20 protein-coding genes are annotated in these 24,851 nt (G+C 72.5%); 3 read left to right on the top strand and 17 right to left on the bottom strand.

The window, feature by feature from the left end; genetic code table 11:
- Positions 1–9: 9 nt before the first annotated feature.
- From ftsW to mraZ, 9 genes are all read right to left on the bottom strand, one after another.
- Positions 10–1,284 (bottom strand): putative lipid II flippase FtsW, encoded by a 1,275-nt coding sequence (gene ftsW, locus H4W80_RS54545; protein ID WP_192792248.1) that lies wholly within the window; start codon positions 1,282–1,284, stop codon positions 10–12.
- Positions 1,268–2,644 carry a UDP-N-acetylmuramoyl-L-alanine--D-glutamate ligase gene (murD, locus tag H4W80_RS54540; RefSeq protein ID WP_192792247.1) on the bottom strand — a complete coding sequence of 459 codons (1,377 nt, stop codon included), beginning with the start codon at positions 2,642–2,644 and terminating at the stop codon, positions 1,268–1,270. The genes ftsW and murD overlap by 17 nt, the downstream gene beginning before the upstream one ends.
- Entirely contained in the window at positions 2,641–3,699 is a 1,059-nt protein-coding gene (gene mraY / locus H4W80_RS54535; RefSeq protein WP_185073009.1) for a phospho-N-acetylmuramoyl-pentapeptide-transferase, read from the bottom strand. The genes murD and mraY overlap by 4 nt, the downstream gene beginning before the upstream one ends.
- On the bottom strand, positions 3,696–5,507 hold the full coding sequence (locus tag H4W80_RS54530) for a UDP-N-acetylmuramoyl-tripeptide--D-alanyl-D-alanine ligase (protein WP_318787518.1): 1,812 nt from the start codon (positions 5,505–5,507) through the stop codon (positions 3,696–3,698). The genes mraY and H4W80_RS54530 overlap by 4 nt, the downstream gene beginning before the upstream one ends.
- Positions 5,507–7,045 carry a UDP-N-acetylmuramoyl-L-alanyl-D-glutamate--2,6-diaminopimelate ligase gene (locus tag H4W80_RS54525; RefSeq protein WP_192792246.1) on the bottom strand — a complete coding sequence of 513 codons (1,539 nt, stop codon included), beginning with the start codon at positions 7,043–7,045 and terminating at the stop codon, positions 5,507–5,509. The genes H4W80_RS54530 and H4W80_RS54525 overlap by 1 nt, the downstream gene beginning before the upstream one ends.
- A 40-nt stretch (positions 7,046–7,085) precedes the next feature.
- Complete coding sequence (locus tag H4W80_RS64955; protein ID WP_465263723.1) at positions 7,086–8,816, bottom strand: peptidoglycan D,D-transpeptidase FtsI family protein; 1,731 nt, start codon at positions 8,814–8,816, stop codon at positions 7,086–7,088.
- Between the two features lie 1,019 nt (positions 8,817–9,835).
- Positions 9,836–10,498 (bottom strand): hypothetical protein, encoded by a 663-nt coding sequence (locus H4W80_RS54515; protein WP_192792245.1) that lies wholly within the window; start codon positions 10,496–10,498, stop codon positions 9,836–9,838.
- Positions 10,488–11,453 carry a 16S rRNA (cytosine(1402)-N(4))-methyltransferase RsmH gene (rsmH, locus tag H4W80_RS54510; RefSeq protein ID WP_192792244.1) on the bottom strand — a complete coding sequence of 322 codons (966 nt, stop codon included), beginning with the start codon at positions 11,451–11,453 and terminating at the stop codon, positions 10,488–10,490. Before rsmH ends, H4W80_RS54515 begins: the two co-directional genes overlap by 11 nt.
- 219 nt (positions 11,454–11,672) lie before the next feature.
- On the bottom strand, positions 11,673–12,104 hold the full coding sequence (gene mraZ, locus H4W80_RS54505) for a division/cell wall cluster transcriptional repressor MraZ (protein ID WP_192792243.1): 432 nt from the start codon (positions 12,102–12,104) through the stop codon (positions 11,673–11,675).
- Between the two features lie 409 nt (positions 12,105–12,513).
- Here mraZ and H4W80_RS54500 point away from each other — a divergent pair, with 409 nt between their 5' ends.
- From H4W80_RS54500 to H4W80_RS54490, 3 genes are read left to right on the top strand one after another with little or no spacing between them, the layout of a single operon-like run.
- Entirely contained in the window at positions 12,514–13,554 is a 1,041-nt protein-coding gene (locus H4W80_RS54500; protein ID WP_225964198.1) for an AAA family ATPase, read from the top strand.
- On the top strand, positions 13,551–14,813 hold the full coding sequence (locus tag H4W80_RS54495; protein ID WP_192792241.1) for a DUF58 domain-containing protein: 1,263 nt from the start codon (positions 13,551–13,553) through the stop codon (positions 14,811–14,813). Before H4W80_RS54500 ends, H4W80_RS54495 begins: the two co-directional genes overlap by 4 nt.
- On the top strand, positions 14,810–17,239 hold the full coding sequence (locus tag H4W80_RS54490) for a transglutaminase TgpA family protein (RefSeq protein ID WP_192792240.1): 2,430 nt from the start codon (positions 14,810–14,812) through the stop codon (positions 17,237–17,239). The genes H4W80_RS54495 and H4W80_RS54490 overlap by 4 nt, the downstream gene beginning before the upstream one ends.
- 222 nt (positions 17,240–17,461) lie before the next feature.
- On the opposite strand, the gene H4W80_RS54485 is transcribed toward H4W80_RS54490, so the two are convergent.
- The 8 genes from H4W80_RS54485 to H4W80_RS54450 form a co-directional block, all read right to left on the bottom strand.
- Complete coding sequence (locus tag H4W80_RS54485) at positions 17,462–17,869, bottom strand: DUF3040 domain-containing protein (protein ID WP_192792239.1); 408 nt, start codon at positions 17,867–17,869, stop codon at positions 17,462–17,464.
- Between the two features lie 229 nt (positions 17,870–18,098).
- Positions 18,099–19,340 carry a DNA polymerase IV gene (gene dinB / locus H4W80_RS54480; RefSeq protein WP_192792238.1) on the bottom strand — a complete coding sequence of 414 codons (1,242 nt, stop codon included), beginning with the start codon at positions 19,338–19,340 and terminating at the stop codon, positions 18,099–18,101.
- 47 nt (positions 19,341–19,387) lie between these two features.
- Positions 19,388–20,140: a methyltransferase domain-containing protein gene (locus H4W80_RS54475; RefSeq protein ID WP_192792237.1), complete on the bottom strand. Its 753-nt coding sequence runs from the start codon at positions 20,138–20,140 to the stop codon at positions 19,388–19,390.
- A gap of 360 nt (positions 20,141–20,500) precedes the next feature.
- The gene (locus H4W80_RS54470) at positions 20,501–20,839 is read right to left on the bottom strand and encodes an MmcQ/YjbR family DNA-binding protein (RefSeq protein ID WP_192792236.1); all 339 of its coding nucleotides are present in this window, start codon (positions 20,837–20,839) and stop codon (positions 20,501–20,503) included.
- Between the two features lie 226 nt (positions 20,840–21,065).
- Positions 21,066–21,476, bottom strand: coding sequence for a transcription antitermination factor NusB (nusB, locus tag H4W80_RS54465; protein ID WP_080041071.1), 411 nt, complete (start codon positions 21,474–21,476; stop codon positions 21,066–21,068).
- Between the two features lies 1 nt (position 21,477).
- Positions 21,478–22,038, bottom strand: a complete 561-nt coding sequence (gene efp / locus H4W80_RS54460) for an elongation factor P (protein WP_192792235.1) — start codon at positions 22,036–22,038, stop codon at positions 21,478–21,480.
- A 26-nt stretch (positions 22,039–22,064) separates the two neighbouring features.
- Positions 22,065–23,102, bottom strand: a complete 1,038-nt coding sequence (locus tag H4W80_RS54455) for a M24 family metallopeptidase (RefSeq protein ID WP_192792234.1) — start codon at positions 23,100–23,102, stop codon at positions 22,065–22,067.
- Between the two features lie 101 nt (positions 23,103–23,203).
- Positions 23,204–24,838, bottom strand: coding sequence for a serine/threonine-protein kinase (locus H4W80_RS54450; protein ID WP_225964197.1), 1,635 nt, complete (start codon positions 24,836–24,838; stop codon positions 23,204–23,206).
- Between the last annotated feature and the right edge of the window lie 13 nt (positions 24,839–24,851).

Raw genomic sequence — 24,851 nt, 5'->3', positions numbered from 1 at the left:
GGTCACTCCCTAACGTTTCACTCGGCCTCTGGTCGTACCCCCCAGGCCAAGCCAGCTTAGGGCCCGGGCGGCCGGCCCGGGGCCACGAGCTTTCAAGGCCTCCCGCGCGCCCGGCTCGCGTTTGGCGAACGACAGCAGCATGCCGAGCGCGGCGAGCGTGGGCAGCAACGAGGATCCGCCGTACGAGACCAGCGGCAGGGGGATGCCGGTGATCGGCAGGACGCCGAGCACGGCACCCATGTTGACGGTCGCCTGCCCGACGATCCAGGCCACCATGGCGGCGGCGGCGAGCCTGGTGAAGGGGTCGTTGACGCGGACGGCGACGCGCAGCCCCGCGTACCCGAGCAGCCCGAACAGCGCCACCACCATCAGCGTGCCCATCAGCCCGAGCTCCTCGCCGAGGATGGCGAAGATGAAGTCGCTCTCGCCGTGGGGCAGCCAGTTCCACTTCTGCCGGCTGCTGCCGAGCCCGAGCCCGAACCAGCTGCCCGAGCCCATCGCGATCTGTCCCTGGACGGCCTGGTAGCCGTCGCCCTGCGCGTCGGCCCACGGGTTGAGGTAGGCCCCGATGCGCGCCATCCGGTACGGCTCCACCTTGATCATGATGACCGCGGCGAGCACCGCCAGCGACAGGATGCCGCCGAACAGCTTGATCGGCGCCCCCACCACCCACAGCAGCGCCAGGAAGATCATGAACAGCACCAGCGTGGTGCCCAGGTCGCGGCCGAGCATGACCATGACGGCCAGGATCGCGGTGCCGGGCATGAGCGGGATCAGCAGCTGCCGCCACTCGATGCGCCCCTGCCGCGCCCGCCTGGCCAGCAGGTCGGCCCCCCACAGCACGAGCCCGAGCTTGGCCGGCTCGGACGGCTGCAGGGTGAACGGGCCGATGTAGATCCACCGCTGCGCGCCCAGCTCGGACGAGCCGATGAACAGCACCATGACCAGCGCCAGGATCGACAGCGCCATCATGGGGTAGCCGGCCCAGCGGAAGAACTTGACCGGCAGCCGCGAGCAGGCCCACATCACCGGCAGGCCCACCGCGGCCGACAGCGACTGCTTGAAGAACCACGAGAACGGGCTGCCGGTCTTCTGCAGCGCCTCGACGCTGGAGGCCGACAGCACCATCATCAGGCCGAGCGCGAGCAGCAGCGCGCTGCACATGATGATCAGGTAGTACGTCGTCAGCGGCTTGTCGAGCAGCTCCTTCAGCGAGCCGAGCTGCTCCCGCGCCCAGCCGCCCGGCCCCTCGACGGCGCGCGGCTCCTCAGCGCTCGCGCTCACGTCGCAGCCTCAGCTCGCGTACGGCGCGCGCGAAGGCCTCCCCCCGCGCCGGATAGTTGGCGAACATGTCGAGCGAGGCCCCCGCCGGGGAGAGCAGCACGGTGTCCCCGGGCGAGGCCAGCCGGGCGGCTTCGGTGACGACTCTTTCCATCGCACCAGTGTCCCGATCGGCGATGTCCACGACGGGGACATTCGGCGCGTGTCGCGCGATGGCTTCGGCGATCCTGGCCCGATCGGCCCCGAGCAGCACCGCGCCGCGCAGTCTGGGGGCCGCCTGGCGCACCAGGTCGTCGACGTCCGCGCCCTTGAGCTGACCGCCCGCGACCCACACGATCGACGGGTACGAGGCCAGCGCCGCGGCGGCGGCGTGCGGGTTGGTCGCCTTGGAGTCGTCGATGTAGTCGACCTCCCCCACCCGGTCCACGTGGGCGAGCCGGTGGGGGTCGGGCACGAAGTCGCGCAGCCCCTGGCGCACCGCCTCCGACGGCACGCCGAGCGAGCGGGCCAGAGCGGCGGCGGCCAGCGCGTTGGCCACGTTGTGCGGCGCGAAGGGCCGTATGTCCTCCAGCGTCGCCAGCTCCTCGGCCGCCTCCACGGGGTCGGCCACGAACGCCCGGTCGACCAGCAGGTCCTCCACCACGCCGATCTCACCGCGCCTGGGCACCCGCAGCGTGAACCCGACCGCTCCCGGATAGGGCGCGGCCAGCCTCGTGGCCTCGGGATCGTCGGCGTTGTAGATCACGTGCGCGGCCCGCTCGAAGATGCGGCCCTTGGCGGCGGCGTACTCCTCCATGGAGCCGTGCCAGTCGAGGTGGTCGGGGGCCACGTTGAGGATGGCCGCGGCGTGCGGGGCCAGCGTGCTGGACCAGTGGAGCTGGAAGCTGGACAGCTCGACGGCCAGCGCGTCGTACGGCTCGGCGACGGCCCGCACCACGGGGACGCCCACGTTCCCGACGGCCAGGGCCTTGTGCCCGGCGGCCAGCAGGATCGAGGTCAGCATGCGCACGGCGGTGGTCTTGCCGTTGGTGCCGGTCAGCGCGAGCCACGGGGCCGCCTGCGCCGGGCGCAGCCGCCAGGCCAGCTCCACCTCCCCCACGACCTCGACGCCCGCCTCGAGCGCGGCGGCGATCAGCGGGTGGTGCGGCGCCCAGCCGGTGGTGACCAGGCGGGTCGCGCCCTCCGGGATCTCCATGGCGCCGAAACGGGTCTCCACGCCGGCCGCGGCCAGCTCGGCGGCGGCGGCGAGCTGGCGCTCGCCCTCCACCGCCTCCACGACCACGACGTGCTCGCCGCGCTCGGCCAGCACCCGCGCCACGGCGGTGCCGGACACGCCGAGCCCGGCCACGCACGTGACACTCATGGCTTCGGCATCCACTCGACGTAGAACAGCCCGAGCCCGAGGGCCGAGCAGAGCATCGCGACCAGCCAGAACCTGACCACGATCGTGGTCTCGGCCCAGCCCTTCAGCTCGAAGTGGTGCTGCAGCGGCGCCATCCTGAACACCCGTTTCCCGGTCATCTTGAAGAACCCGACCTGGATGATGACCGACAGGGTGATGATCACGCACAGGCCGGCCAGGATGATCAGCAGGAGCTGGGTGCGGGTGGCGATGGCCAGGCCGGCCAGCACGCCGCCCAGGGCCAGCGAGCCGGTGTCGCCCATGAAGATGCGGGCGGGCGGGGCGTTCCACCACAGGAACCCGATCAGCGCCCCGAGCACGGCCGCGGCCACCACGGCCAGGTCGAGCGGGTCGCGCACCCAGTAGCAGTTGGGGCCGAGCTGGTCGATGCAGTTGTTGCGCAGCTGCCAGTTGCCGATCAGCACGTACGCGGCCAGCACGACGCCGGTCGCGCCGCTGGCCAGGCCGTCGAGGCCGTCGGTGAGGTTCACCGCGTTGGAGAACCCGACGATCATGAAGAGCACCCAGATGGTGAACCCGACGATGCCGATCGACGGGCCGATGTCCCGCAGGAACGACACCCGGGTCTCGGCGGGGGTGATGCCGTAGATGTTCGGCTGGCGGACCACCAGGAACGCGAAGACCGCGCCGACGATGAGCTGGCCGAGCGCCTTGGCGCCGCTGCGCAGGCCGAGGCTGCGCTGCTTGTAGATCTTGATGAAGTCGTCGAGGAACCCGACCGCGCCGAGCCCCGTCATCAGGAACAGCACCAGCATGCCCGAGACGGTGGGCGCGGCGAAGGTGGCCAGGTGGGAGGCGCCGTAGGCGAGCAGCGCGGCCAGCACGAACACGATGCCGCCCATGGTGGGGGTGCCCCGCTTGCCCTGGTGCCCCGACGGGCCTTCCTCCCGGATCTGCTGGCCGTAGCGGCGCCGCGACAACAGCCGGATCGCCAGCGGGGTGCCCAGCATCGAGAGGATCAGGCCCACCGCACCGGCGATGATGATCTCGGTCACTGAGCGGCACCTCCGAGCACGAGCTCGGCCGTCCGTTCCAGACCCATGGCTCTCGGTCCCTTCACCAGCACCGCGTCACCCGGCCGCAGCCATCCGGCCAGCTCGGCCGCGGCCGCCTCGGCATCGGGCACGTGCACAATTCGCATCGCCTGCGCAGGATACGCGGCCCCGGCGCCGGGCGGCGCCCCGGCCACGGGTCCGCCCCCGTGCGGCCCGGCGGGAGCCCCGCCGAAGGGAGCTTCGCCCATGGGAGGCCCGCCCACCGGGGGCTGCCCGGGCACGGGCCCGCCCGCCGGGGGCGCCTGCCACCCCTGCGGGGGCACGCCACCGGCGTCCGGCGCCTGCCAGCCGGGCTGCGGGGCCCCCTGCTCGGGGGACGGCCCGTGCCACCCTTGGTCCTGCGCGGGCCCTTGCCAGCCCTGGTCCTGCGCGGGCCCGTGCCAGCCCTGGTCGGGGGAAGGCCCGTGCCAGCCCTGAGGCGGATCCTGGTGCGGGACGGGCGCCTGCGGGACCCCGGCCGCGGCGTGGGCCGCCGCCTGGGCGTCCAGGGCCGCCTGAGCGGCCGCCTGGGCCTGCGCCGCCGCGGCGCGCGCCCCTTCCAGCACCGGGCCCGCGTCCGGGCCGGCCACGATGAGCCCGGCCAGGCCGGAGCCGCCGGCCAGCCGGCCCAGCTCCGCGTTGAGCGCCGGCCCCTCCTCGCCCAGCTCGCGCAGCGCCGCGATGACGGCGAAGCGCCGCCGCCCCCGGCCCAGCGTCTCGAAGGCCGCGAAGGCCGCCCGCATCGAGTCGGGATTGGCGTTGTACGCGTCGTTGACGACCGTCACACCGTCGGCCCGGTCCGTGACCTCCATCCGCCACCGGCTGACCGGAGTGGCCTGCGACAGCTCGGCGGCGATGGTCGCCACCGGCAGGCCCAGCTCGTAACCGGCCGCGGCGGCGGCCAGGGCGTTGTCGACGGCGTGCTCCCCGTACAGCTGGAGCGACACGGGCGCGGACCCCGAGGGGGTGCGCAGCGTGAAGGAGGCCCGCCCGCGGGCGTCGACCGTGACGCCCTCGGCGCGGATGGAGGCCGACTCGCCCCGGCCGAAGAACGTGACCCGCGCGTCCGTGCGCGAGGCCATGCCGCGCACCAGCGGGTCGTCGGCGTTCAGCACGGCCACGCCGGTGCGCGGCAGCGCCTCGACCAGCTCGCCCTTGGCCTTGGCGATGGCCTCCTTGCCGCCGAAGACGCCGAGGTGCGCGGTGCCGACGTTGAGCACCACGCCGATCTGCGGCGGCGCGATGCGGGTCAGGTCCTTGATGTGGCCGATGTTGCGCGCGGCCAGCTCCAGCACCATGAAGCGGGTGTCGAGGTCGGCCCGCAGCACGGTCAGCGGGTGTCCGAGCTCGTTGTTGAAGCTGCCGACGGGGGCGATCGTGGGCCCGACGCGGGCGGTGAGCCGCGCCAGCAGGTCCTTGGTGCTGGTCTTGCCCGCCGAGCCGGTCACGCCGATCACGGTGACCCCGGACAGCGCGGCCGCCTGGGCGGTGGCCAGCTCGGCCAGCGCGGCGGCGGCGTCGGGCACGATCACCGCGGGTCCCTCGACCGGCCTGGTGGCCAGCACGGCGACGGCTCCGGCCCTGATCGCCTGCGCGGCGTAGTCGTGGCCGTCGACGCGCGCGCCCTTGATGGCCACGAACAGCGATCCCGGTTCTACGGCCCGCGAGTCGATCACGACGGGCCCGCGCACGACCGCGCGGGGATCGGCCATGCCCGTCAGGGCGCCCGAGGTTATCTCGGCGATCCTGGCCAGAGGCAAGGGGATCATCAGTGCTTCCTGCTTTCCGTGCTTTCCTTGCGTGCGGCGATCGCCTCCGCGACCACCTCACGGTCGTCGAAGGGGATCACTTCGCCTGAAATGTACTGACCCTGCTCATGACCCTTGCCGGCCACGACGATCACGTCGCCTTGCCCGGCCCGGGCGATCGCCAGGCCGATGGCGGCCGCGCGGTCGGGCTCAATGATCACATGAGCGCGGTCGTGCTGCGGAACGCGGAGCGCTCCCTCCATCATCGTCGTGAGAATGGCCAGCGGATCCTCCGAGCGCGGATTGTCGCTCGTGAAAATGGCCACATCCGCCAGCTGGGCGGCGAGCTCGCCCATGACCGGCCGTTTGCCCTTGTCGCGGTCGCCGCCGCAGCCGAGCACGATCGTCAGCGTGCCCGCCGTGACGGAGCGCAGAGAGCGCAGCACCGACTCCACGGCGCCGGGCTTGTGGGAGTAGTCCACGACGGCCTGGAACTCGTCGCCCGCGGCCGTGATCCGCTGCATGCGCCCGGGGACCCCGGTGAGCGTGCCCACGCCGTGCACGGCGGTGTGCAGCGGCACCCCGGCCTCGACGAGCGTGACGATCGAGCCGAGCGCGTTGGCGACGTTGAACGGCCCCGGCAGCGCGATCTGCGCGTCCGCCTCGACCCCGCCGGGCCCCACGACCCTGAACGCGCTGCCGTCGGCGCCCAGCCGGGCGTCCAGCGCCCGCCACTCGGCCTCCGGGTCGCCCAGCGCCGAGTAGGTGGTCATCGGCACCTTCGCCAGGTCGAGCAGCTCCCGCCCGTAGCGGTCGTCGATGTTGGTCACGCCGACCCGGCTCAGCTCCGGCTGGAACAGCCGCACCTTGGTCGCGAAGTAGTCCTCGAAGTCCTTGTGGAAGTCGAGGTGGTCCTGGGAGAGGTTGGTGAACAGGGCGACGTCGTAGAAGATCCCGTCGACCCGGCCGAGCGCCAGGGCGTGGCTGGAGACCTCCATGACGGCCGCGCTGACGCCTTTTTCGCGCATCAGGGCGAACAGGCCGTGCAGCTGCGGCGCCTCGGGCGTGGTCAGCGTGGGCTGGAAACGCTCCTCGCCCGCGCGGATCTCGACGCCGCCCACCAGGCCGGCCCGGTGCCCGGCCGCCCGCAGGCCGGCCTCGATCATGAACGTGGTGGTGGACTTGCCGCTGGTGCCGGTGACTCCGAGGATCTGGATGTCGTGGGCCGGCTGGCCGTACACCCAGGAGGAGATCTGCCCGAGCAGGGCGCGCGGATCGGGCACGATCAGCACCGGCAGCCCGGTCGCGACGGCCTCGTCGCGGCCGGCGCGGTCGGTGAGCACCGCCACCGCTCCCTTGGCCATCGCCTCGGCGGCGAAGGCGGCTCCGTGGGCCTGGTTGCCCGGCAACGCCACGTAGAGATCTCCGCGACTGACGTCGCGGGAGTCGATGGTGACGCCGGTCAGGGCGGCATGAGGCGACCGCGACGTGCCTGAGTCGGCGTCGAGCATGGTCGCGAGCCCGGTCAGCGGGCGGGGCGGGCTGGTCGTAGGACGCATAGACGACGGGGGACGCACGGCGAGAGCGTACCTTCCCTGGTCACTGTCCCGCGCGCATCCGCACCGGCGGCGCGGCGGAGCCTGTGGGAGGAATCTTCTTGCTCTTGATGGCGAACGTCATCACATCCTTGAACACGGGGGCCGCCAACTGCCCGCCGAAGTGGCCGTTCTTCGGGTTCTGCAGCACCGACAGCACCACCAGCCGGGGCTTGTCTGCGGGCGCGAACCCGACGAACGAGGCCGTGTAGCCCTCGTACCGGCCGAGCTTCGCATCGTAGCGGTTGGCCGTGCCCGTCTTGCCCGCCACCCGGTAGCCGGGGATGGCCGCCAGCTCTCCCGTGCCCTCGGCGCTCACCGCGGTCTCCAGCATCGTCGTGATCTCCTTGGCCGTCGTCGCGCTCACCACTCTGGTCTGCTTACCTGCGGGAGCGGGAACGAACCTGCCGGACGTGTCCGTCGTGCCGGCCACGATCCGCGGCTCGATCTTGACGCCGCCGTTGGCGATGGTCTGGTAGACGCTGGCCATCTGCAGCGCGGTCACCGAAACGCCCTGCCCGTAGGCGACGGTGCAGCTCTGGCTGCCCGACCAGCTCTTGTAGTCGGGCAGCAGCCCCGCCTCCGCGCCCGGCACGCCGCCGCCCGGCCGCGTGCCGAACCCGAACGCCTTCAGCATCCGGTAGAGGCGCTCGCTGCCGACCTTGCGCGCGGCCATGATCGTGGCCACGTTGCTGGACTCGGCCACGGCCTGGCGGAACGTCATCGACTCGGCCTTGTGCGGGTGCGCGTCGCGCAGCACCTGGTCGGCGCACTTGATCCGGTCGGGGACCTGGAACACCGTGTCGGGCGTCACCGCGCCGGCCTCGATCGCGGCTGCGGCCGTGATCACCTTGTTGGTGCTGCCGGGCTCGAACACGTCGGCGGCGGCCTTGTTGACGTACGTGGCCGCGGGGGCCTTGCGCCAGTTGTTCAGGTCGAGCTCGGGGGCGTTGGCCATGGCGATGATCTGGGCGCTCTGCACGTCCATGACGATCACGGTGCCGCTGTCGGCGCCGGCCTTCTCGACCTGCTCGGCGATCGACTCCTGGGCGGCCCACTGGATGTCGCGGTCGATCGTCAGCCGCACGTCCTGGCCGTTGACGGGCGCGGTGTGCTGGCTGCTGGTCATCGGGATGCGCAGGCCGTCGCGGCCCGTCTCGACGCGCTGCTCGCCGTCCTGGCCGGCCAGCAGGGCGTTCCTGGCCTGCTCGATGCCGCCCAGCCCGGCGCCCTCGTCGCCGACGAACCCGATGAGGCTGCCCGCCAGGTCGCCCGCCGGGTAGAGCCTGCGGTAGGTCTTCTTCGCCGCCAGCGAGGGCACGCCGGCCTGCTGCAGGCGGGTGGCCACGACCGGGTCTACGTCCGTGGCCAGGCGCTGGTAGCGGGTGTTGGTCCTGGCCAGCTTGGCGGCGATCTCCTGCTCGCTCTTGCCGAGCTGCTGGGCCAGCAGCGCGGACCACTTGGCCCGGGTCTGGGGGGTGACCTTGGACGGGTCGATGGACAGCTCGCGCGCCTCGACGGTGATGGCCAGGCCGTGGCCGTTGACGTCGGTGATCGAGCCGCGCTTGGCGGGGATCTGCTCGGTGTGCGTGCGCTGGCCCACCGCCGCGGCCTCGTACACCTTGGAGTCGAGGCCCTGCATCTGGATCAGCCGTCCGGCGAAGATCGACAGCACGAACGTCATGCCGATCAGGCCGATGTTGATGCGCCTGCGCGGGTTGCCCAGCTGCAGCACCAGCGGCGGCCTGGGCGGGCGCGGCGGCGGGCGGCGCGGCCCTCTGGGCGGGGGCACCTCACCGCCGCGGCGCGCCGCCACCCGCTCGCCGCCCCGTGCCGCCTCCGGCCTGGCGGTCTGCGGCCTCGGGCCGCCCGCCTGGGGACGCCGCAGCGCGCCGTCCTCCCTGGCCCGGCTCCGGAGGTCGTCCTCCTGCCGGCCGCGGCGCGGCGCGTCGTCCTCCTGCCGGCCGCGTGCCCGCTCGTCGCCTCCCTGGACGCGCCCGCGCAGCCGCTCGGCCTCGTCGCGCCCCCGGGGAGCACGCCCTCTGGGCCGGTCGCCCTCGTCACGGCCGCGCCCCGCGCTGTTCCTGGGCCGGTCGTCCTCGCCGCGCCCCGCGCTGTTCCTGGGCCGGTCGTCCTCGCCCCGCCCCGCGCCACCCCTGGGACGGTCGTCCTCGTCGCGGCCTCGTCCCCCGCCACTCCTGGGGCGGTCGCCGTCATCACGGTCCCGTCCCGTGCCGCTGCGCGGGCGGTCGTCCTCGTCGCGCGGGCGCCTGCGGGTGCCGTCCGCGGCGTCGCCGCGCGAGCGGCCGCGTCCCGAGCCGCCCGGACGGCCGCGGTCCGGGCCGCTCTGGCGGGTGCCGTCGCGGCGGGCACGGTCGGGGCCGCTCTGGCGGCTGCCGCCGGAGCGGGGACGGCCGGTCTCCCCCGGGTCGGCCCGGTCGGCGTCGTCGCGGCGGGAACGGCCGCGCGGTTCGTCGCCGGACTCGCGCGGCGGACGAGCCCGTGGCGGGTCATCGGGGCCGAACGGCAGGTCGAGCGGGTCCGGTGGCCGCTTGCGCGGCTGGCGCGGCGGGTTCTCCGGCGACGCCGGACGGCCCGACCCGTCGGAACGCCCTCCATCAGAACGTGCGGAGCCGCCCTGCCGCCCCGCCCGTCCCGGACCTCCCGGCGTACGACGAGCGGCGCCGGGCCCTCCTTGAGAGCCGGCGCCGCCAGCGCCGCGGCCGGGTCCCTGCCCCCTGCCGCCCGAGTTGCTCACCGTTCCCGGTCCGCCTGACCGCTCTGGCCGTCGGCGTCGCTCCAGCTGTCGACGTTGTCCCAGTTGCGGTGCTCGCCCTGGTTCTCGGCCATCGTGGCGAGGACGTCGGGCTGCGTCTTGAGCTGGTATTCCAGCTCGATCTTCTCCTTCTCCTGGCGCGCCACCGCGATCTCGTCGCGCAGGTCGGCGTCGGTGATGGCGTCCTTGGCGAGCATGGTGTTGAGCAGCAGCAGGCTCACCAGGCCGCCGCAGAGCAGCCCGACGACGAGCAGCACGAACGGCGCGCGCTGCCTGCGCGCGGGCCGGCGCCGCGCCATCGGCCGCCGGATCTGCGCGCTCATCGAGCCGATCCGCTTGCCGGCGGTGCCCGTGCGAGTGCCGGTGCCCGTGCCGGCGCCCGGGCGGGTGCCAGGGCCAGGGCGGGTGCCGGGGCGGCTGTCCGGGCGCACGCGGGTGGCGCCGTCGGCACGCTCCCGCTCGGCGCCGGGCCGCTTGCCGTCGAGGTCCTGGCGCGCCCGCTCGGCCGCCGACAGCTTGCTCTCGACGTCAGGACGGGGCCGCGGCTTGGACTGGTGCGGCGCCCCGAGCCGGCGCGTGCCCGTCTTGGGGGTCGCGCGGCGGACGGGCGCTCCCCGGCCGGTCTCCTGCTCAGTCGTCAACACGGATCCTCTCTGCCGCCCGTAGCCGGGCCGAGGCCGCCCGCGGGTTGCGGGCGAGCTCTTCTTCGCTTGGGAGCTCGGCTCCCCTCGTCAGGAGGCGGAACCTCGGCTGGTGAGCCGGCAGTGGGACGGGCAGCCCGGGGGGGCTGGTGTCCCTGGTTCGCGCCGTGAGGGCCTGCTTGGTGAGCCGGTCCTCGAGCGAGTGGTACGAGAGCACGACGACTCGCCCACCCAGCACCAGCGCGTCGAGTGCCGCGGGCAACGCCGCCTCCAGGGCGGACAGCTCCGCGTTCACCTCGATGCGCAGCGCTTGGAAAGTCCTCTTGGCGGGGTTTCCCCCAGTGCGCCGGGTCGCGGCGGGAATCGCCTCACGCACGATGTCCGCAAGCCGCTTAGTCGAGGTTATGGCCTCTTTGGCCCGTTCCTTGATGATCAGGCCCGCGACACGCGGAGCGAATCGCTCTTCTCCGTAGTCGCGCAGGATGCGGATCAGCTCCGTGGCGGAGTAGGTGTTGACCACCTGCTCCGCCGTCAGCTCCTGGTCGGTGTCCATCCGCATGTCGAGCGGCGCGTCGTAGGAATAGGCGAACCCGCGCTCCGCCTCGTCGAGCTGCGGCGAGGAGACCCCCAGGTCGAACAGGGCTCCGTTGACGGTGGTGCGGCCCGCGCGGGCGAGCACCTCGGTCAGGTCACCGGAGGAGGCGTGGACCAGGGTGATCCGGTCCGCGTACGGGCTCAGCCGGCGGGTCGAGAAGTCGATCGCGAAAGGGTCGCGGTCGATCCCGATCAGATGCAGTGACGGGTAGGCCGCGAGCAGGGCCTCCGAGTGGCCACCGAGGCCGAGGTTGGCGTCGACGACGACCGGCTCGCTGCCGGTCAGCGCGGGACCGAGCAGCTCCAGAACGCGCTCGAGCATCACCGGAACGTGACCGCCCGTGCCAGCGTTGTCCTCCATCTCCAACCCCCCTCTCGCGCCCTTGCCCGCGGATGACGCGTATAGATCGATCGTCGGCCACCTTTGAGTCCCCACCCGGCGCCGCCCGGCCAGGTCCCCATCCGCACCCTCTTCGTGGACGCCTGTCATCTGACACCGGGGAAGGTGCATCAGCTGACGGGCAGTGGTTGCGGGTGGAGACCTCGCCGAACGACAACACCGACGGATCGACCGTGGTCACTACAAGATCCCTGGCAGCACCTCCTCCGACAGATCGGCGAACGCCTGCTCCTGCGCGTTGAGATAGGTGTCCCAGGCCTTTGCGTCCCAGATCTCCAGCCGGGTGTTGGCCCCGATGACGACGCAGTCACGCTCCAAACCCGCGTATTGACGCAGGCTCTGCGGGATCGTGATGCGCCCTTGCTTGTCTGGCTTCTCGTCGGACGCGCTGGCGAAGAAGACGCGGCTGTAGTCGCGCACCGCCTTGGCGGTGACCGGGGCGGTGCTGAGAGCCTCGGTAATGCGCTGGAACTCCTCTACGGGAAAGACGTAGAGGCATCGCTCCTGGCCTTTGGTGATCACAAGACCCTCCGCCAGCTCCTCACGGTACTTAGCCGGCAGGAACAGCCGTCCCTTGTCGTCCAGACGCGGTTGATGGGTGCCGAGGAACATCGGCCCCACCTCCCGTGCCTCGTGAAGCGCTCAGCGCTGGTGCACCGGGCCCTCCACTGCGCACCACCATACTCCACTTCTCCCCACCGTCAACTGATTCGAACCGTCTTCATCATCGGTTTCCGTTGCGTTACCGCAGGTCAGAGCGATGGGGCGGGGTGGAGCGGGGTGACCGGGCGGTCAACCCTCATGGGCGTGTCGAGGGTTCAAAAGGCCGCGGAAATAGGGGCTCGGCTCGTTCGGGAAGCCCCCGGTGGAGGAAAGTGGAGCGCCCGGCGGGGGCGCCGTGTCACGGGATTCGTACTGCTATGCGACAAGAACAGGAACATCGGCAGGGTTCCCTGGAATATCCACAAATGTCGCCCGAGAACCCACAGCGTCGTAGGGTCGTACACACAATGGAAAAGGAATGGCATGGCTCCCGCAAAGGCACCCTACGGGACAGCCGTCGCACTTCTCTCATGGAGGCCCGGTGGCAGTAACCCATGATGTCCCTCCCCAGCTCGACGAGCTGGTCACCACCGCGCATCGGATTCGGAACGCCATCGAATCGGTGATCGAGGGCAAGGGCGACGCCGTCCGCATCATGCTCACCGTCCTGCTCGCGGAGGGCCACCTCCTGATCGAGGACGTACCAGGCGTCGGCAAGACCATGCTGGCCAAGGCGCTGGCGCGCTCCATCGACTGCCCGGTGCGCCGCGTGCAGTTCACTCCCGACCTGCTGCCCAGTGACATCACCGGGGTCAGCGCGTACAACCAGCAGACGCGGGAGTTCGAGTTCAAGCCCGGCCCGGTGTTCGCGAACATCGTGGTCGGCGACGAGATCAACCGCGCCTCCCCGAAGACGCAGTCCGCGCTGCTGGAGTGCATGGAAGAGCAGCAGGTGACGGTGGACGGCGAGACGTACCAGCTGGACGCGCCGTTCATGGTGATCGCCACCCAGAACCCCATCGAGATGGAAGGCACCTATCCCCTTCCCGAGGCGCAGCGCGACCGTTTCACCGCGCGCATCGCGATGGGCTACCCCGAGCCGCACGCCGAGCTGGAGATGCTCGACGTGCACGGCCAGACCTCGCCGCTGGACAAGCTGGAGCCGGTGGCGACGACGGCCGAGGTGCGCGCCCTCATCGAGGCCGTACGCGGCGTCTACGTCTCGCAGGCGGTCAAGAAGTACGCCATCGACCTCGTCGTGGCCACCCGCCACTCCCCCGACCTGCGGCTGGGCGCCTCTCCCCGGTCCACGCTGCAGCTCGTACGGGCCGCCAGGGCGCACGCCGCGCTGGCCGGCCGCGACTACGTCATCCCCGACGACCTGCAGGACCTGGCCATCCCCGTGCTGGCGCACCGGTTGCTGCCCAGCGTCGAGGCCCAGGGCCAGCGCCGCCTGCCGGAGCAGGTGGTGACCGATCTGATCAGGCGCGTGCCGGTGCCGGAGGCCAGGGCGTCGTGAGGGCCGGACTGCGGGCGCTGACCTCCAGGGGCAGGTCGTTCCTCGCCTCCGGCATCGCGGCGCTGCTGATGGCCGTCATCCTGGGCGAGAACGACCTGTTCAGGATCGGCGTCCTGGTGACGGCGCTGCCGCTGCTGGCGGCCATGGTCGTGGCGCGCACGCGCTACCGGCTGAGCTGCGCCAGGCGCCTGGACCCGCCGCGGGCGGAGGTCGGCGGCGAGGCCACCGTGACCCTGCGGCTGGAGAACGTCACCAGGCTGCCGACCGGCCTGCTGCTCATCGAGGACACCGTTCCTTATGCGCTGGGCGTGCGGCCCCGGTTCGTGCTGGACCGGGTCGAGTCGCGGGGCGTGCGGGAGATCGACTACCGGGTGCGCTCGGACCTGCGCGGCCGTTACACGATCGGCCCGCTGTCGGTCCGCATCGCCGACCCGTTCGGGCTCGTCGAGCTGACCCGCTCGTTCACGATCAGCGACACGCTCGTGGTGACGCCGCACGTGGCGGCGCTGCCCCACGTGCGGCTGTCGGGCGAGTGGACGGGCGGCGGCGACAGCCGTACCAGGAGCGTGGCCGCGGCCGGCGACGACGACGTGGCGCCGCGCGAATACCGGCAGGGCGACGACCTGCGCCGGGTCCACTGGCGCTCGACGGCCCGCCGCGGCGAGCTGATGGTGCGCCGCGAGGAGCAGCAGTGGCAGAGCCGCGGCGCGCTCCTGCTGGACACCCGCAGGTACGCGCACCGCGGCGAGGGCCCGCGCTCGTCGTTCGAGGTGGCGGTCTCGGCCGCGGCCTCGATCGGCGTGCACCTCGCCCGCGAGGGCCTCGGCCTGCGGCTGGTGACCGACCAGGGCGCCGAGCACCTGACCGACACCGGACTGAGCTGGTCGCTGCTCGACACCCTCGCCGTGGTGCGGCACAGCCCGGCCCGCTCCCTGGAGATGGGCGTCTCGGCCCTGCGCCAGGGCGGCGGCGACGGGCTGATCGTGGCCGTGCTCGGCGACCTCGACCCGGAGGAGGCGAGAGAGCTGGCCAGGCTGAGGCACAGCGGCATCACCGCGGTGGCGGTGATGCTCGACGTGAGCACGTGGGACGGCGGGGACCGCGCCGCCGCCGAGAACCACCAGGCCGTGCAGACGGTCCTGGCCGGGTACGGCTGGCGCATCGTGCGCCTGCCCGCGGGCACCTCGATCGCCTCCGTCTGGCAGCACGCCGCCAACCGCGACAGGTACGCGCTCAACCCGGCGGGAGGCGCGGCATGAGGCTGACCGTCGCCTCAGGCGTGGCCGCGTTCGCCGCGGCGTTCCTGCTCTACCCGCTCTTCCAGGGCGGCTCCTGGTTCTGGACGTCGCTGGGCGCCGTGCTCGCCGTGATGGCCGCGGGCCTGCTGAGCAGCCGCCTGTCGCTGCCCGCGTGGGCGGCGCCGCTGGTCGCGCTGCTCGCGGTGTGGGTCTACCTGACCGCGGCGTTCGCCTCCGCCAAGGCGTGGGCGTGGGTGGTGCCGACCCGCGGGTCGGTGGTGGAGCTGGGCAGGCTGCTGGGGGTCGGCTGGACCGACATTCAGCGCTTCGCCGCTCCCGTGCCGGAGACCGAGGGCATCACGCTGCTGACCGCCGGCGGCGTGGCGCTGATCGCGATCGCCGTGGACCTGCTGGCCGCGCGGCTGCGCCGGGCGGCGCTGGCCGGGCTGCCGCTGCTGGCGCTGGCCACCGTGCCGGCGACGATCCTGCCCGACCCGATCAGCTGGCCGGCGTTCATCCTGGCCGCGCTCGGGTTCATCGGCCTGCTGATCGCCGACGGGCGCGAGCGGGTGGGCCGCTGGGGCAGGGCGGTGCTGGTACGGCGGACGACCCGCGCCACGTCCTCCCGCTCCGACGCCCGCACCTCGGCCGACACCAGCGGGCTGCGGCTGTCGGGCAAGCGCATCGGGTTCGCCGCGATCGCGCTGGCGGTGCTGGTGCCCGCCCTGCTGCCGGCCATGGAGCCGGTGTCGTTCTTCACGTTCGGCGTGGGCGGCAGCGGCTCGGGCCGGGGCAACTCGATCAGCATCCCCAACCCCATCGCGGGCCTGAAGGGCCAGCTGGAGCTGCCGGAACGGCGCGTGGTCCTCACCTACGCCAACGACGACGACAAGCCCCGCTATCTGCGGATCTACGCGCTCGACACGTTCGACGGCCAGCAGTTCGGCATGACTCAGCCCAATGGGGCCGTGCAGAACAGGACGGACAACGGCCCCCTCCCCCCGCCGCCCGGCCTCGGCCCCCAGCCGAAGGTCAAGACCGTGACCACGGACATCCGGATCAGCGACGAGATCGTGAAGCTGCAGTTCCTGCCGCTGCCGTACCCGCCGCGACAGATCCAGATCGACGGCGACTGGCGGGCGGACGTCGACACGCTCATGGTCTTCTCCACCCGCGACGAGGCCTCCGGCGTCGAGTACGAGGTGACCACGAGCGAGCCGGAGCCCACGCCGGACCTGCTGGAATCGCTCAGCGGGACCCGGCCCTCCGTCGATCCCCGCTTCCTGAAGCTGCCGGACAACCTGCCGCCCGAGATCGACGAGCTGGCGACCCGCCTGACCGCGGACGCCAAGACGGACTACGACGCGGCGGTCAAGCTGCAGCAGTTCTTCACCGGCGGCGACTTCACCTACAACCTCAGCACGCAGGGGCACAGCAACTCGGCGCTGCGGGACTTCCTGCTGCGCGACCGGGCGGGCTTCTGCGAGCAGTTCGCCGTGTCGATGGCGGTGCTGGCCAGGCTGGTGGGCATCCCGTCGCGGGTGGCCATCGGCTACACCGGCGGCACGAAGGTCGGCGACCGCTGGCAGGTCGGCACCAACGACTCCCACTCCTGGCCCGAGCTGTATTTCGAGGGCGTGGGCTGGCTGCCGTTCGAGCCGACTCCCTCGGGTTCGGCCGGCCAGGGCAGCGCGCGGGTGCCCGAGTACACGCTGCCCAGGCCGGAGGCGACCGGGGAGGCGTCGAGGCCGACGCCGGGTTCGACCAGTTCGTCCGCTGACGAGCCGGTCGACCCGCAGACCCGGCGCAACCCTCGCGAGCTGGACCGCGAGGGCGTGGTCGCCACCGGCGGGCTGCCGACGGACGACTCGATGCCGCTGATCGCCCAGATCGGCATCGGCGCGGGAGCGCTGCTGCTGGTGCTGCTGATCCCCGCGGGCCTGCGGCTGATCACCAGGAACCGGCGCGTGCGCGCCCTGGGCTGGAAGGTCTCGGAGCCGTCCGACGACCTGACGGCCAGGATCGCGTCGAAGTCGGCGGGCCGCCATCCGTCGGTCGCCGCCGCCTGGGCGGAGCTGGACGACGTGCTGTACGACTACGGCATGGCCCGCCGGCTCAGCGAGACCCCGCGGGCGCTGGCACGGCGGCTGACCCAGCAGTATGAGTTCGACGCGGAATCGGCGGCGGCCATCACGGCCATCGCCTCCGCGGTGGAGCGGGTGCTGTTCGCCCGGGATCCGGGGCAGATCGGGCCGATGCGCAAGGACCTGCGCAAGGTGCGCCAGGCGCTGGCGGCCACGGTGTCACGCGGGCGCCGGCTGCGGGCGGTGCTGCTGCCGCCGTCCACGCTGCGGCGGCTGCGGGGGCTGGGCGAGCGCCTGCTCGACGGGTTCGACCTGCTGGAGAACATCAGGCTGCGGCGGACGGCCGCCCACAAGGGCTCCTGACCGACCGACGCGTCCGGCCGTCCCCCTCGCCGAGGGGGACGGCCGGTTTCGTCTTCGGGAGCAGGACCGTCGGCCGCTTTCGGAGCGGAGGACGAACCACGCCGACCTCCGACCTCACCCTCGGGGACCGTCGGCGCCTGGGCGCATGGCGAGACCCGGAAGGGCCGCCTCACACACGAGGACCGCCCGGACGCGTGTCCGGGCGGCTCCGCAGGTCAGCGGTCAGCGCTCATCGTTTCGGCGGCGCCAGCGCTCTTCCATGCGCTCCATGAACGTCCCCCGGCGCGGCCGGCGGGCCTGCTTGCCCGCGGGAGGGGCCGAGCCCGAGGCGGGCGCGGAGTCACCGAACCCGTTCATGCGTTTCCAACTGGACAGGCCCCACAGACACGCGGCGAGCATGACCACGAAACCGCCGACGCCGAGAGGGATCAGGGCACTGCCACTCATCACCACGCCGACCATCATGATGACGACGCCGAGAGCAAAGCCGATGGAGGCCTTGATCAGACGACGCTTGTAATGGCTGCGCGGGTCACTGATCCTTACGGTGTTGGCCCACTTCGGGTCCTCGGCGTAGAGGGCCTGCTCGATCTGGTCGAGCAAGCGCTGCTCGTGCTCAGAGAGCGGCACGGCGCCTCCCAAGGACAGCCCCAGGACGGGGAAGACGGCAACGGACGACACGGGGTGTCCGAACCTCGCGGTCGGTTATCCCCAGAATACGAGGCTGTAGACGTAGGCGAAAGCAAACGTCCAACGCAGACCAAACCGGAGGTGTCGTCATGGCTCCATTGTGGCCCATCTCGCCCCCCTTCCCCCAAAATCGCGACACTGACAGCCCATAAAAATCAGGACATCGGCGTCATGTCTCTACATCATCAAGCTTGCCACGTACGAGCGATGCTGGGACCACCGCGTCGGGACCGAATCGCCGGATCGCCTTGTCCATGGCCTGCTCTGCCTCGCGCCAGCCGGTCTCCCGCTCCCCGAGGCCGAGCTGGTGGACGGCTTCGCCCGCAGGACGCAGGTTTTCCATCCTGACCCCGACCAGGCGCAGCCGCACGCGCTGGAGGCCGGCCGCCTCGAACAGCTCGCAGGCTGTGGCATAGATCACCTGGGCCACGTCGGTCGCCTCGCGCAGCGTGCGCGAGCGGTTGATCGTCGTGAAATCGGCGCGGCGGAGCTTCACGCTTACAGTCCTTCCCACGTGTCCGCCCTTACGCATCCTGGCGGCCACCCGCTCGGAAAGCCTCAGCAGCTCCCGCTTGATCACCTCGGGATCGTCCACGTCGGCCGCGAACGTCTCCTCGTTGCCGATGCTCTTGTCGGGCACGTGGGCGCTCACCGCCCGCTCATCACGGCCCCAGGCCAGCGCCGCCAGGTGGCCGCCCACGGCCTGGCCGAGCTCGCGCTGGAGGGTGGCGGGCGGCACTCTGGCCAGGTCGCCGACCGTGCGGATGCCCAGGCGTACGAGAGACTGCTCGGTGCGCTCGCCGACGCCCCACAGCGCCGAGACCGGCAGCGGGTGGAGGAAGTCGACCACCTGGTCGGCGGGCACCACCAGCAGCCCGTCGGGCTTGCACTGCTTGCTGGCCAGCTTCGCCACGAACTTGCTGCTCGCCACGCCGACCGAGCACGTGATGCCGTAGCGGTCGAGGACCTGCTCCCTGATCATGGCGGCGATGGCGGCGGGCGGGCCCAGCCGCCGCCTGGCGCCACCGACGTCGAGGAACGCCTCATCGGACGCGATGGGCTCGACCATCGGGGTGATCGTGTGGAAGATCTCCATGACACCCTTGGAGACCTCGGAGTATTTGCCGTGGCTGGGCGGGATGATCGTGGCCTGGGGGCAGAGCCTGCGCGCCCTGCTCATCGGCATGGCGGAGTGCACGCCCTGGGCCCTGGCCTCGTAGGTGGCGCTGAGCACGACGCCGCGGCCCGCGGGCGAGCCCACGATCACCGGGCGGCCGCGCAGCTCGGGACGCTCGAGCAGCTCGACGCTGGCGAAGAAGGCGTCCATGTCGACGTGCAGGATCGGGCAGCCGCTGTCGTCGGCCCCGGTGCGTGGAGCGGGGCCGATGCCGGTGATCTGCTTGCGAGACACGCCGCCGATTCTATCCGAACATGCGTTCCATACCCAGGGCCCGCGCCTCAGGATCTGTGCGCGAGCACGTGCAGCTGAGTCGCGATGTCCCGCAGCACCGGGTGGGTGGCGGCGACCTGCTCGAGGGCGACAAGCGCCTCGGCCGCGCCGGGCTCGCCGTCGACGAGCCTGCTCGGGACCAGGTCGGCGAAGACCCGCACGCCGTGGACGGCGCCGACGGCGAACCCGGTCGCGGCCAGCAGCTCGGAGAGCGTCTCGGCGGCGAAGCGCCTCGGCGTGGGATCGCGGTCGCCCCAGGTGCCGCGCGGGTCGTCGAGCACGGCCCGCGCCTCGTCGAACTGGCCCGCGAGCGCCCGGTGGATGGCGCTGCCGACGGGGTTGGCGGCCAGCACGCTCACCGCGCCGCCCCTGCGCAGCACGCCCGCGACGGCGGTCAGCGCGCTGATCGGGTCCTCGACGTATTCGAGCACGCTGTGGCAGAGCACCAGGTCGGCGCTGTCACGGCTGAGCAGCTCGCCCAGGTCGGCGGCGTCGCCCTGCAAGCCCCGCACGCCCACGCCCTTCTCCTTGGCCCGGCGCTCGAGCGCGGCCAGCGAGTCGGGGCTCGGATCCACGACGGTCACGGCGTGACCCAGCGCCGCCAGCGGCACGGCGAACCCGCCGGTGCCGCCTCCGGCATCGACGATGTCGAGCCCCTCCCGGCCGGTCGCCGCCGTCCGTTCGGCCAGCGCGGACCGCAACGCGTCCCAGACGACGGCGGTCCGCACCGCCGGGGTCCTCGTGACGCCTTCAGCACGCAACGTCGGCTCGCCTCCCTCTCCCCTCGCGCCGGGCCCGCGCTCCGGGCCCTCGCGATCGCGCACATCATGAACTGCGCTTCTGCGCGGACGCGCCCCAGCCTACGCGGTGCGCCGGTCCCCCGCTCGCCGTCACCGGCACCACCCGCTCCGGGTCGCGCCCGCGGCCCCGGCGCCCGTCACCGGCGCGGGCCGCTCCCGGTCGCGTCCGCAGCCCCGGGCGCGTCGCCGCCGATGTCCGGGCGTCGAGGTCCGGGCGCCGAGGTCCGGGCAGCGGCATCCGGCCGTCGATGTGCGGGCGGCGACATACGGCCGGCGGGGTCAGGCCGTCGATGTGCGGGCGGCGATGTGCGGGCGGCGGGGTCAGGCGTCGAAGCCGGCGGCCAGCCGCCTGGGCGCCCGCAGCCGCCACGCCTCCGCCAGCAGCTCGCCCATCTCCCCGGCGTCCACGGCCCCGAACCGCACCAGCACCGTGGCCGACCCGTCGTAGTGCGGCGTCGTGAAGAACGCGGCCGGCTCGGCCGCGATGAGCCCCGCCTTCTCCTCCTCGGAGCCCACCGGCAGCACCAGCACGTCGCCCTCCTCCCGCACCCGGGCGAACCACTTGCCGCGGACGTAGAAGGCGGGCGTGCCGTACATGGTCTTCTCGACGGTCTCGGGCAGCGCCAGGGCGAGCCGGCGTACGTCGTCCTCGGTCACCATGCCCACACGATACGCACCGCCGCGCGAACGGAAAGGGGCGCGTCGCGGCTGGTGACGCGCCACTTGTCCGCACGCGCCCTGGCCACACGTCAGGCTTGCGCGCACAGGCGCCCGGCCGTGTGACGACGCACGTCCCTCGCATCGGCGAGCCGTGCAGGCATCGTGTTCTTGGAACGTATCCCTTGTTTGTTGGGAACGTACCCCGAACGCAGGCTTTTGTCGGTGTCTAAAGGGTGAGGCTTGGCTTGAGCTGCTTGAAGCGGGCCAGCAGCCCGTTCACGAACTGCGGCGACTCGTCCGTGGACAGCTCACCCGCCAGGTGCACCCACTCGCTGATCACCACGCCCTCGGGCACGCCGGGCATCCAGAGCAGCTCGTACGTGCCCCCGCGCAGCAGGTTGCGGTCGACGGCGGGCATCCGGTCGAGGGTCCAGCCCTCGGCGTACGTGGTGATCAGCTCGTCGATGCGCGCGTGGTGTCTGGCGACGCCCTCGACGATGGTCGAGGTGTATTCGTTCACCGGGGGCTCCTGCCGCTCCACGCGTTCGGCGAGGATCTTCAGCGGATCCTCGCCGCGCAGCTCGGCCTCGAAGAGGATGTCAAGCGCCCGCCGGCGTGCTTTGCCGCGTGCCGACACCTCAGGCCCGGCCGAGGTAATCGCCGCTGCGGGTGTCGACCTTGACCTTCTCCCCGGTGGTGATGAACAGCGGCACCTTGATCTCGGCGCCGGTCTCCAGCGTGGCGGGCTTGGTGCCGCCGGTGGAGCGGTCGCCCTGGAGGCCGGGCTCGGTTTCGGCGATGGTCAGCTCGACCGCGGCGGGCAGATCGACGTAGAGGGCCGAGCCCTCGTTGAACGCGACCGTGGCCAGAGTGTTCTCCAGCATGTAGTTGGCGGCGGTGCCGACGGTGCCGCTGGGCACGTTGACCATGTCGTAGGTCTCGGTGTCCATGAACACGAAGTCGTCGCCGTCCTTGTACGAGTACTGCATCTCGCGCTTGTCGACGTTGGCCACGTCGACCTTCACGCCGGCGTTGAAGGTCTTGTCGACGACCTTGCCGGAGAGGACGTTCTTGAGCTTGGTGCGCACGAACGCGCCACCCTTGCCCGGCTTGACGTGCTGGAACTCGACCACGGCCCAGAGCTCACCGCCCTCGAGCTTCAGCACCATGCCGTTCTTGAGGTCGTTGGTCGTCGCCACTCGTTCTTCTCCCGCGTGCGGCCGCTCTAAAGGACGAGCAGCTCCTTGGTCGTCTTCGTGAAAAGTTCCGGCCCGCCCTCACGTGTCACCAGGGTGTCCTCGATGCGAACGCCGCCCCGGCCCGGGAGATAGACCCCAGGCTCGACGGTGATCGGAACTCGATCCTCTAGTCTACCGGTCCGCGAAGGGCCGAGGAACGGCTCCTCGTGGATCTCCAGGCCGACTCCGTGTCCCAGGCCGTGCCGGAAGCGGCTCCCGTACCCCGCGTCCTCGATGACGCCACGGGCCGCCGCGTCCACGTCCCTGGCCCCCGCGCCCGGCGCGAGCGCGTGCCTGCCGGCCCGCTGCGCCTCGGCGACCAGGTCGTAGATCTCGCGCTGCCAGTCCGTCGGCGGGCCCAGGCAGACCGTCCTGGTCATGTCGGCGTGGTAGCCCCGGTAGCGGGCGCCGAAGTCGATGGTGACCAGGTCGCCGGTCCGCATCTCCCTGCCGGAGGGGGCGTGGTGCGGGATCGCGCCGTTCTCGCCGGCGGCCACGATCGTGTCGAACGCGGGCTTGTCGGCGCCCAGCTCGGTCATGCGGTTGTCGAGGAGGCGGGCGAGGTCGCGCTCGGTGATCCCCGGGACGATTTTCCCTGAAATATCGGCAAATGCCTGGTCGGTGATCTCGCAGGCCGTACGGAGGAGCTCCAGCTCGCCGTCGTCCTTGACCGCCCGCAGCAGCTCCACCACCGGCTCCAGCGGCACCAGCCCCGCGCCCAGGCGCCGGTACGTGGCCACGCTCATCCACGCCGCCTCGATCCCGGCCCCCGGCTCCACCAGCGCGCTCTCCACGTCGTACGCCTCGACGGACGGCACGTCCAGCGTGCGGGCCACCTCGATGTAGCGGTTGTCGGTCGCCAGCAGCGCCGTGCCGTCGGCCCTGACCAGGACGGCGGCGTTCGAGCTGACCAGCCCGGTGAGGTAGCGGACGTTCACGGGGGAGGTGACCAGCAGGGCGGGCACCTCACGGGCGGGCAGCAAGCCGGCCAGGCGGGCCCGGCGTGCCACGTAGTCGACGCTCATGGCGCCAATGTACGTGTTCCGCCCCCGGCGTCACTATCGCCCGCCACCCGGCCGAACCCGCCTGCCACCTGGCCGAGCCCGCCTAGAGCCGTCTGGAGCTCCTAGTGGTCGGGCAGCCGCCAGTCCTCCAGGACCTGCGCCGCCGGCCCGGCATCGCCCATGTCGCCCTTCTCCTGCGCCCGCCTCAGGTCACGGTAGACGCCGGCGATCTGGTCGATCCCCGCGTCGACGCGGCCCTCCTGGAACTTCCTGGCCGCCTTCCTGATCTTGTCCCGGGCCTTGTCCGCGACCTTGGGGTCGATCGCGCCCATGGCCTGCTGGGCCGACACCGCCTTGTCGAACTCCGACAGCCACTTGCTCCAGCCGCCCGGCGGGATCGCCTCGCCCAGGGTGGCCTTGGGCCGGACCGTCTCGCGCAGCGAGGTCGGCCCCAGGGTGCTCACCACGCCGGGCGTCGAGTCGGGCGTGTGCTCCACGGTGGGGATCGTCGGCGGGGTGGTCGGCAGGGTGGTCGGTTCGGCGGTCGGGGTGGAGGCGGTCAGCGGCTCTTCCTTCCTCGCGCCCGCCCACATCACCATGACCACGGTCACCACCGCGATGACCACCACGGCGGCGCCGAGCTGGAGGATGAGCTTGCGGTTCGGCCCGGGGGCGGGCTCTAGGTCGCCCGCCTGGTAGACGGCGGTGTCACCGGCCCTGGGAGCCCCGCCGGGCCCCGGGGCCTGGAAGATCTCGGTCGATCCGTCGCCCCCGGCCGTCCCGGCGCCGGGCGCGCCGCCCAGCCCGCCGCCGCCCCGGAGGGAGACGCCCGTCACGGGCATGACCGCCCCGGGCGGAGGCGACCCGAGCGGAGGCGACCCGGCGGGCGGGGCGGCGGGCGGAGGCGACCCGGCGGGCGGGGCGGCGGGCGGAGGCGACCCAACGGGCGGTGCGGCCGGGTTGGCGCGCGGCCGCGCGATGGCGGCCAGCGCCCGCCGGACCGCTTCCCCGCTGCCGGGCCGCTGCGCGGGATCCTCGGCGATCATGGCCAGCACGAGTCGATCCAGCTCCGCCGGCACCTCGGCCCTCGACGCGCTCGGCGCGGCGACCGCGCCCCGCCCCTGAACGCCGCCGGAACCGTCCTGCGCCCCGTCGCCGAAGGGCGGCCGGCCGCACAGGAGCTCGTAGCAGACGCACCCCAGCGCGTACAGGTCCCCGGCGGCCGCGGCCTCCTGCCCCGCCACCCGCTCGGGCGCCACGTACCGCGAATCCCCCGGCACCCGGTCGTCCATCCCGAACCCGACGACCTTGAGCACCCCGCTCGCGGCCAGCCGGAAGCTGTGCGGGGCGACGTGCCCGTGCACGACCCCGGCCCGGTGCGCGGCGTCGAGCCCGGCCGCGGCCTGCCCGACCAGGTCGCACACCTCGACGATCGGCAGGGGACCGCGCGCGGCCAGCTCCTCGCCCAGGCTCGGGCCGGTGAGGAACTCCATCACCAGGAACGGCGCCCCGCCCTGGTCGCCGACGTCCAGGACCATGGCCACGTTCGGATGGATGACCCGGGCCACGGCCTGGGCGTGCTGCCTGAGCACCTCCCGGGTCGTGGCCCCCGCCACCCGGGCGCCGAGCACCTTCACGGCCACGACCCAGTCGGCCCGCGTGTCGTAGCCTCGCCACACCTCACCCATCGGCCCGCTGCTGATGCGCTCGTCAAGCCGATACCGGTCAGCGACCAAGGACGGCGTCGCGTCGGACATATCCCCGCCAATT

The sequence above is a fragment of the Nonomuraea angiospora genome (assembly GCF_014873145.1).
Taxonomy (GTDB): domain Bacteria; phylum Actinomycetota; class Actinomycetes; order Streptosporangiales; family Streptosporangiaceae; genus Nonomuraea; species Nonomuraea angiospora.
Note: the sequence above shows the minus strand (reverse complement) of the source record. Positions and strands in the feature narration are given on the sequence as shown.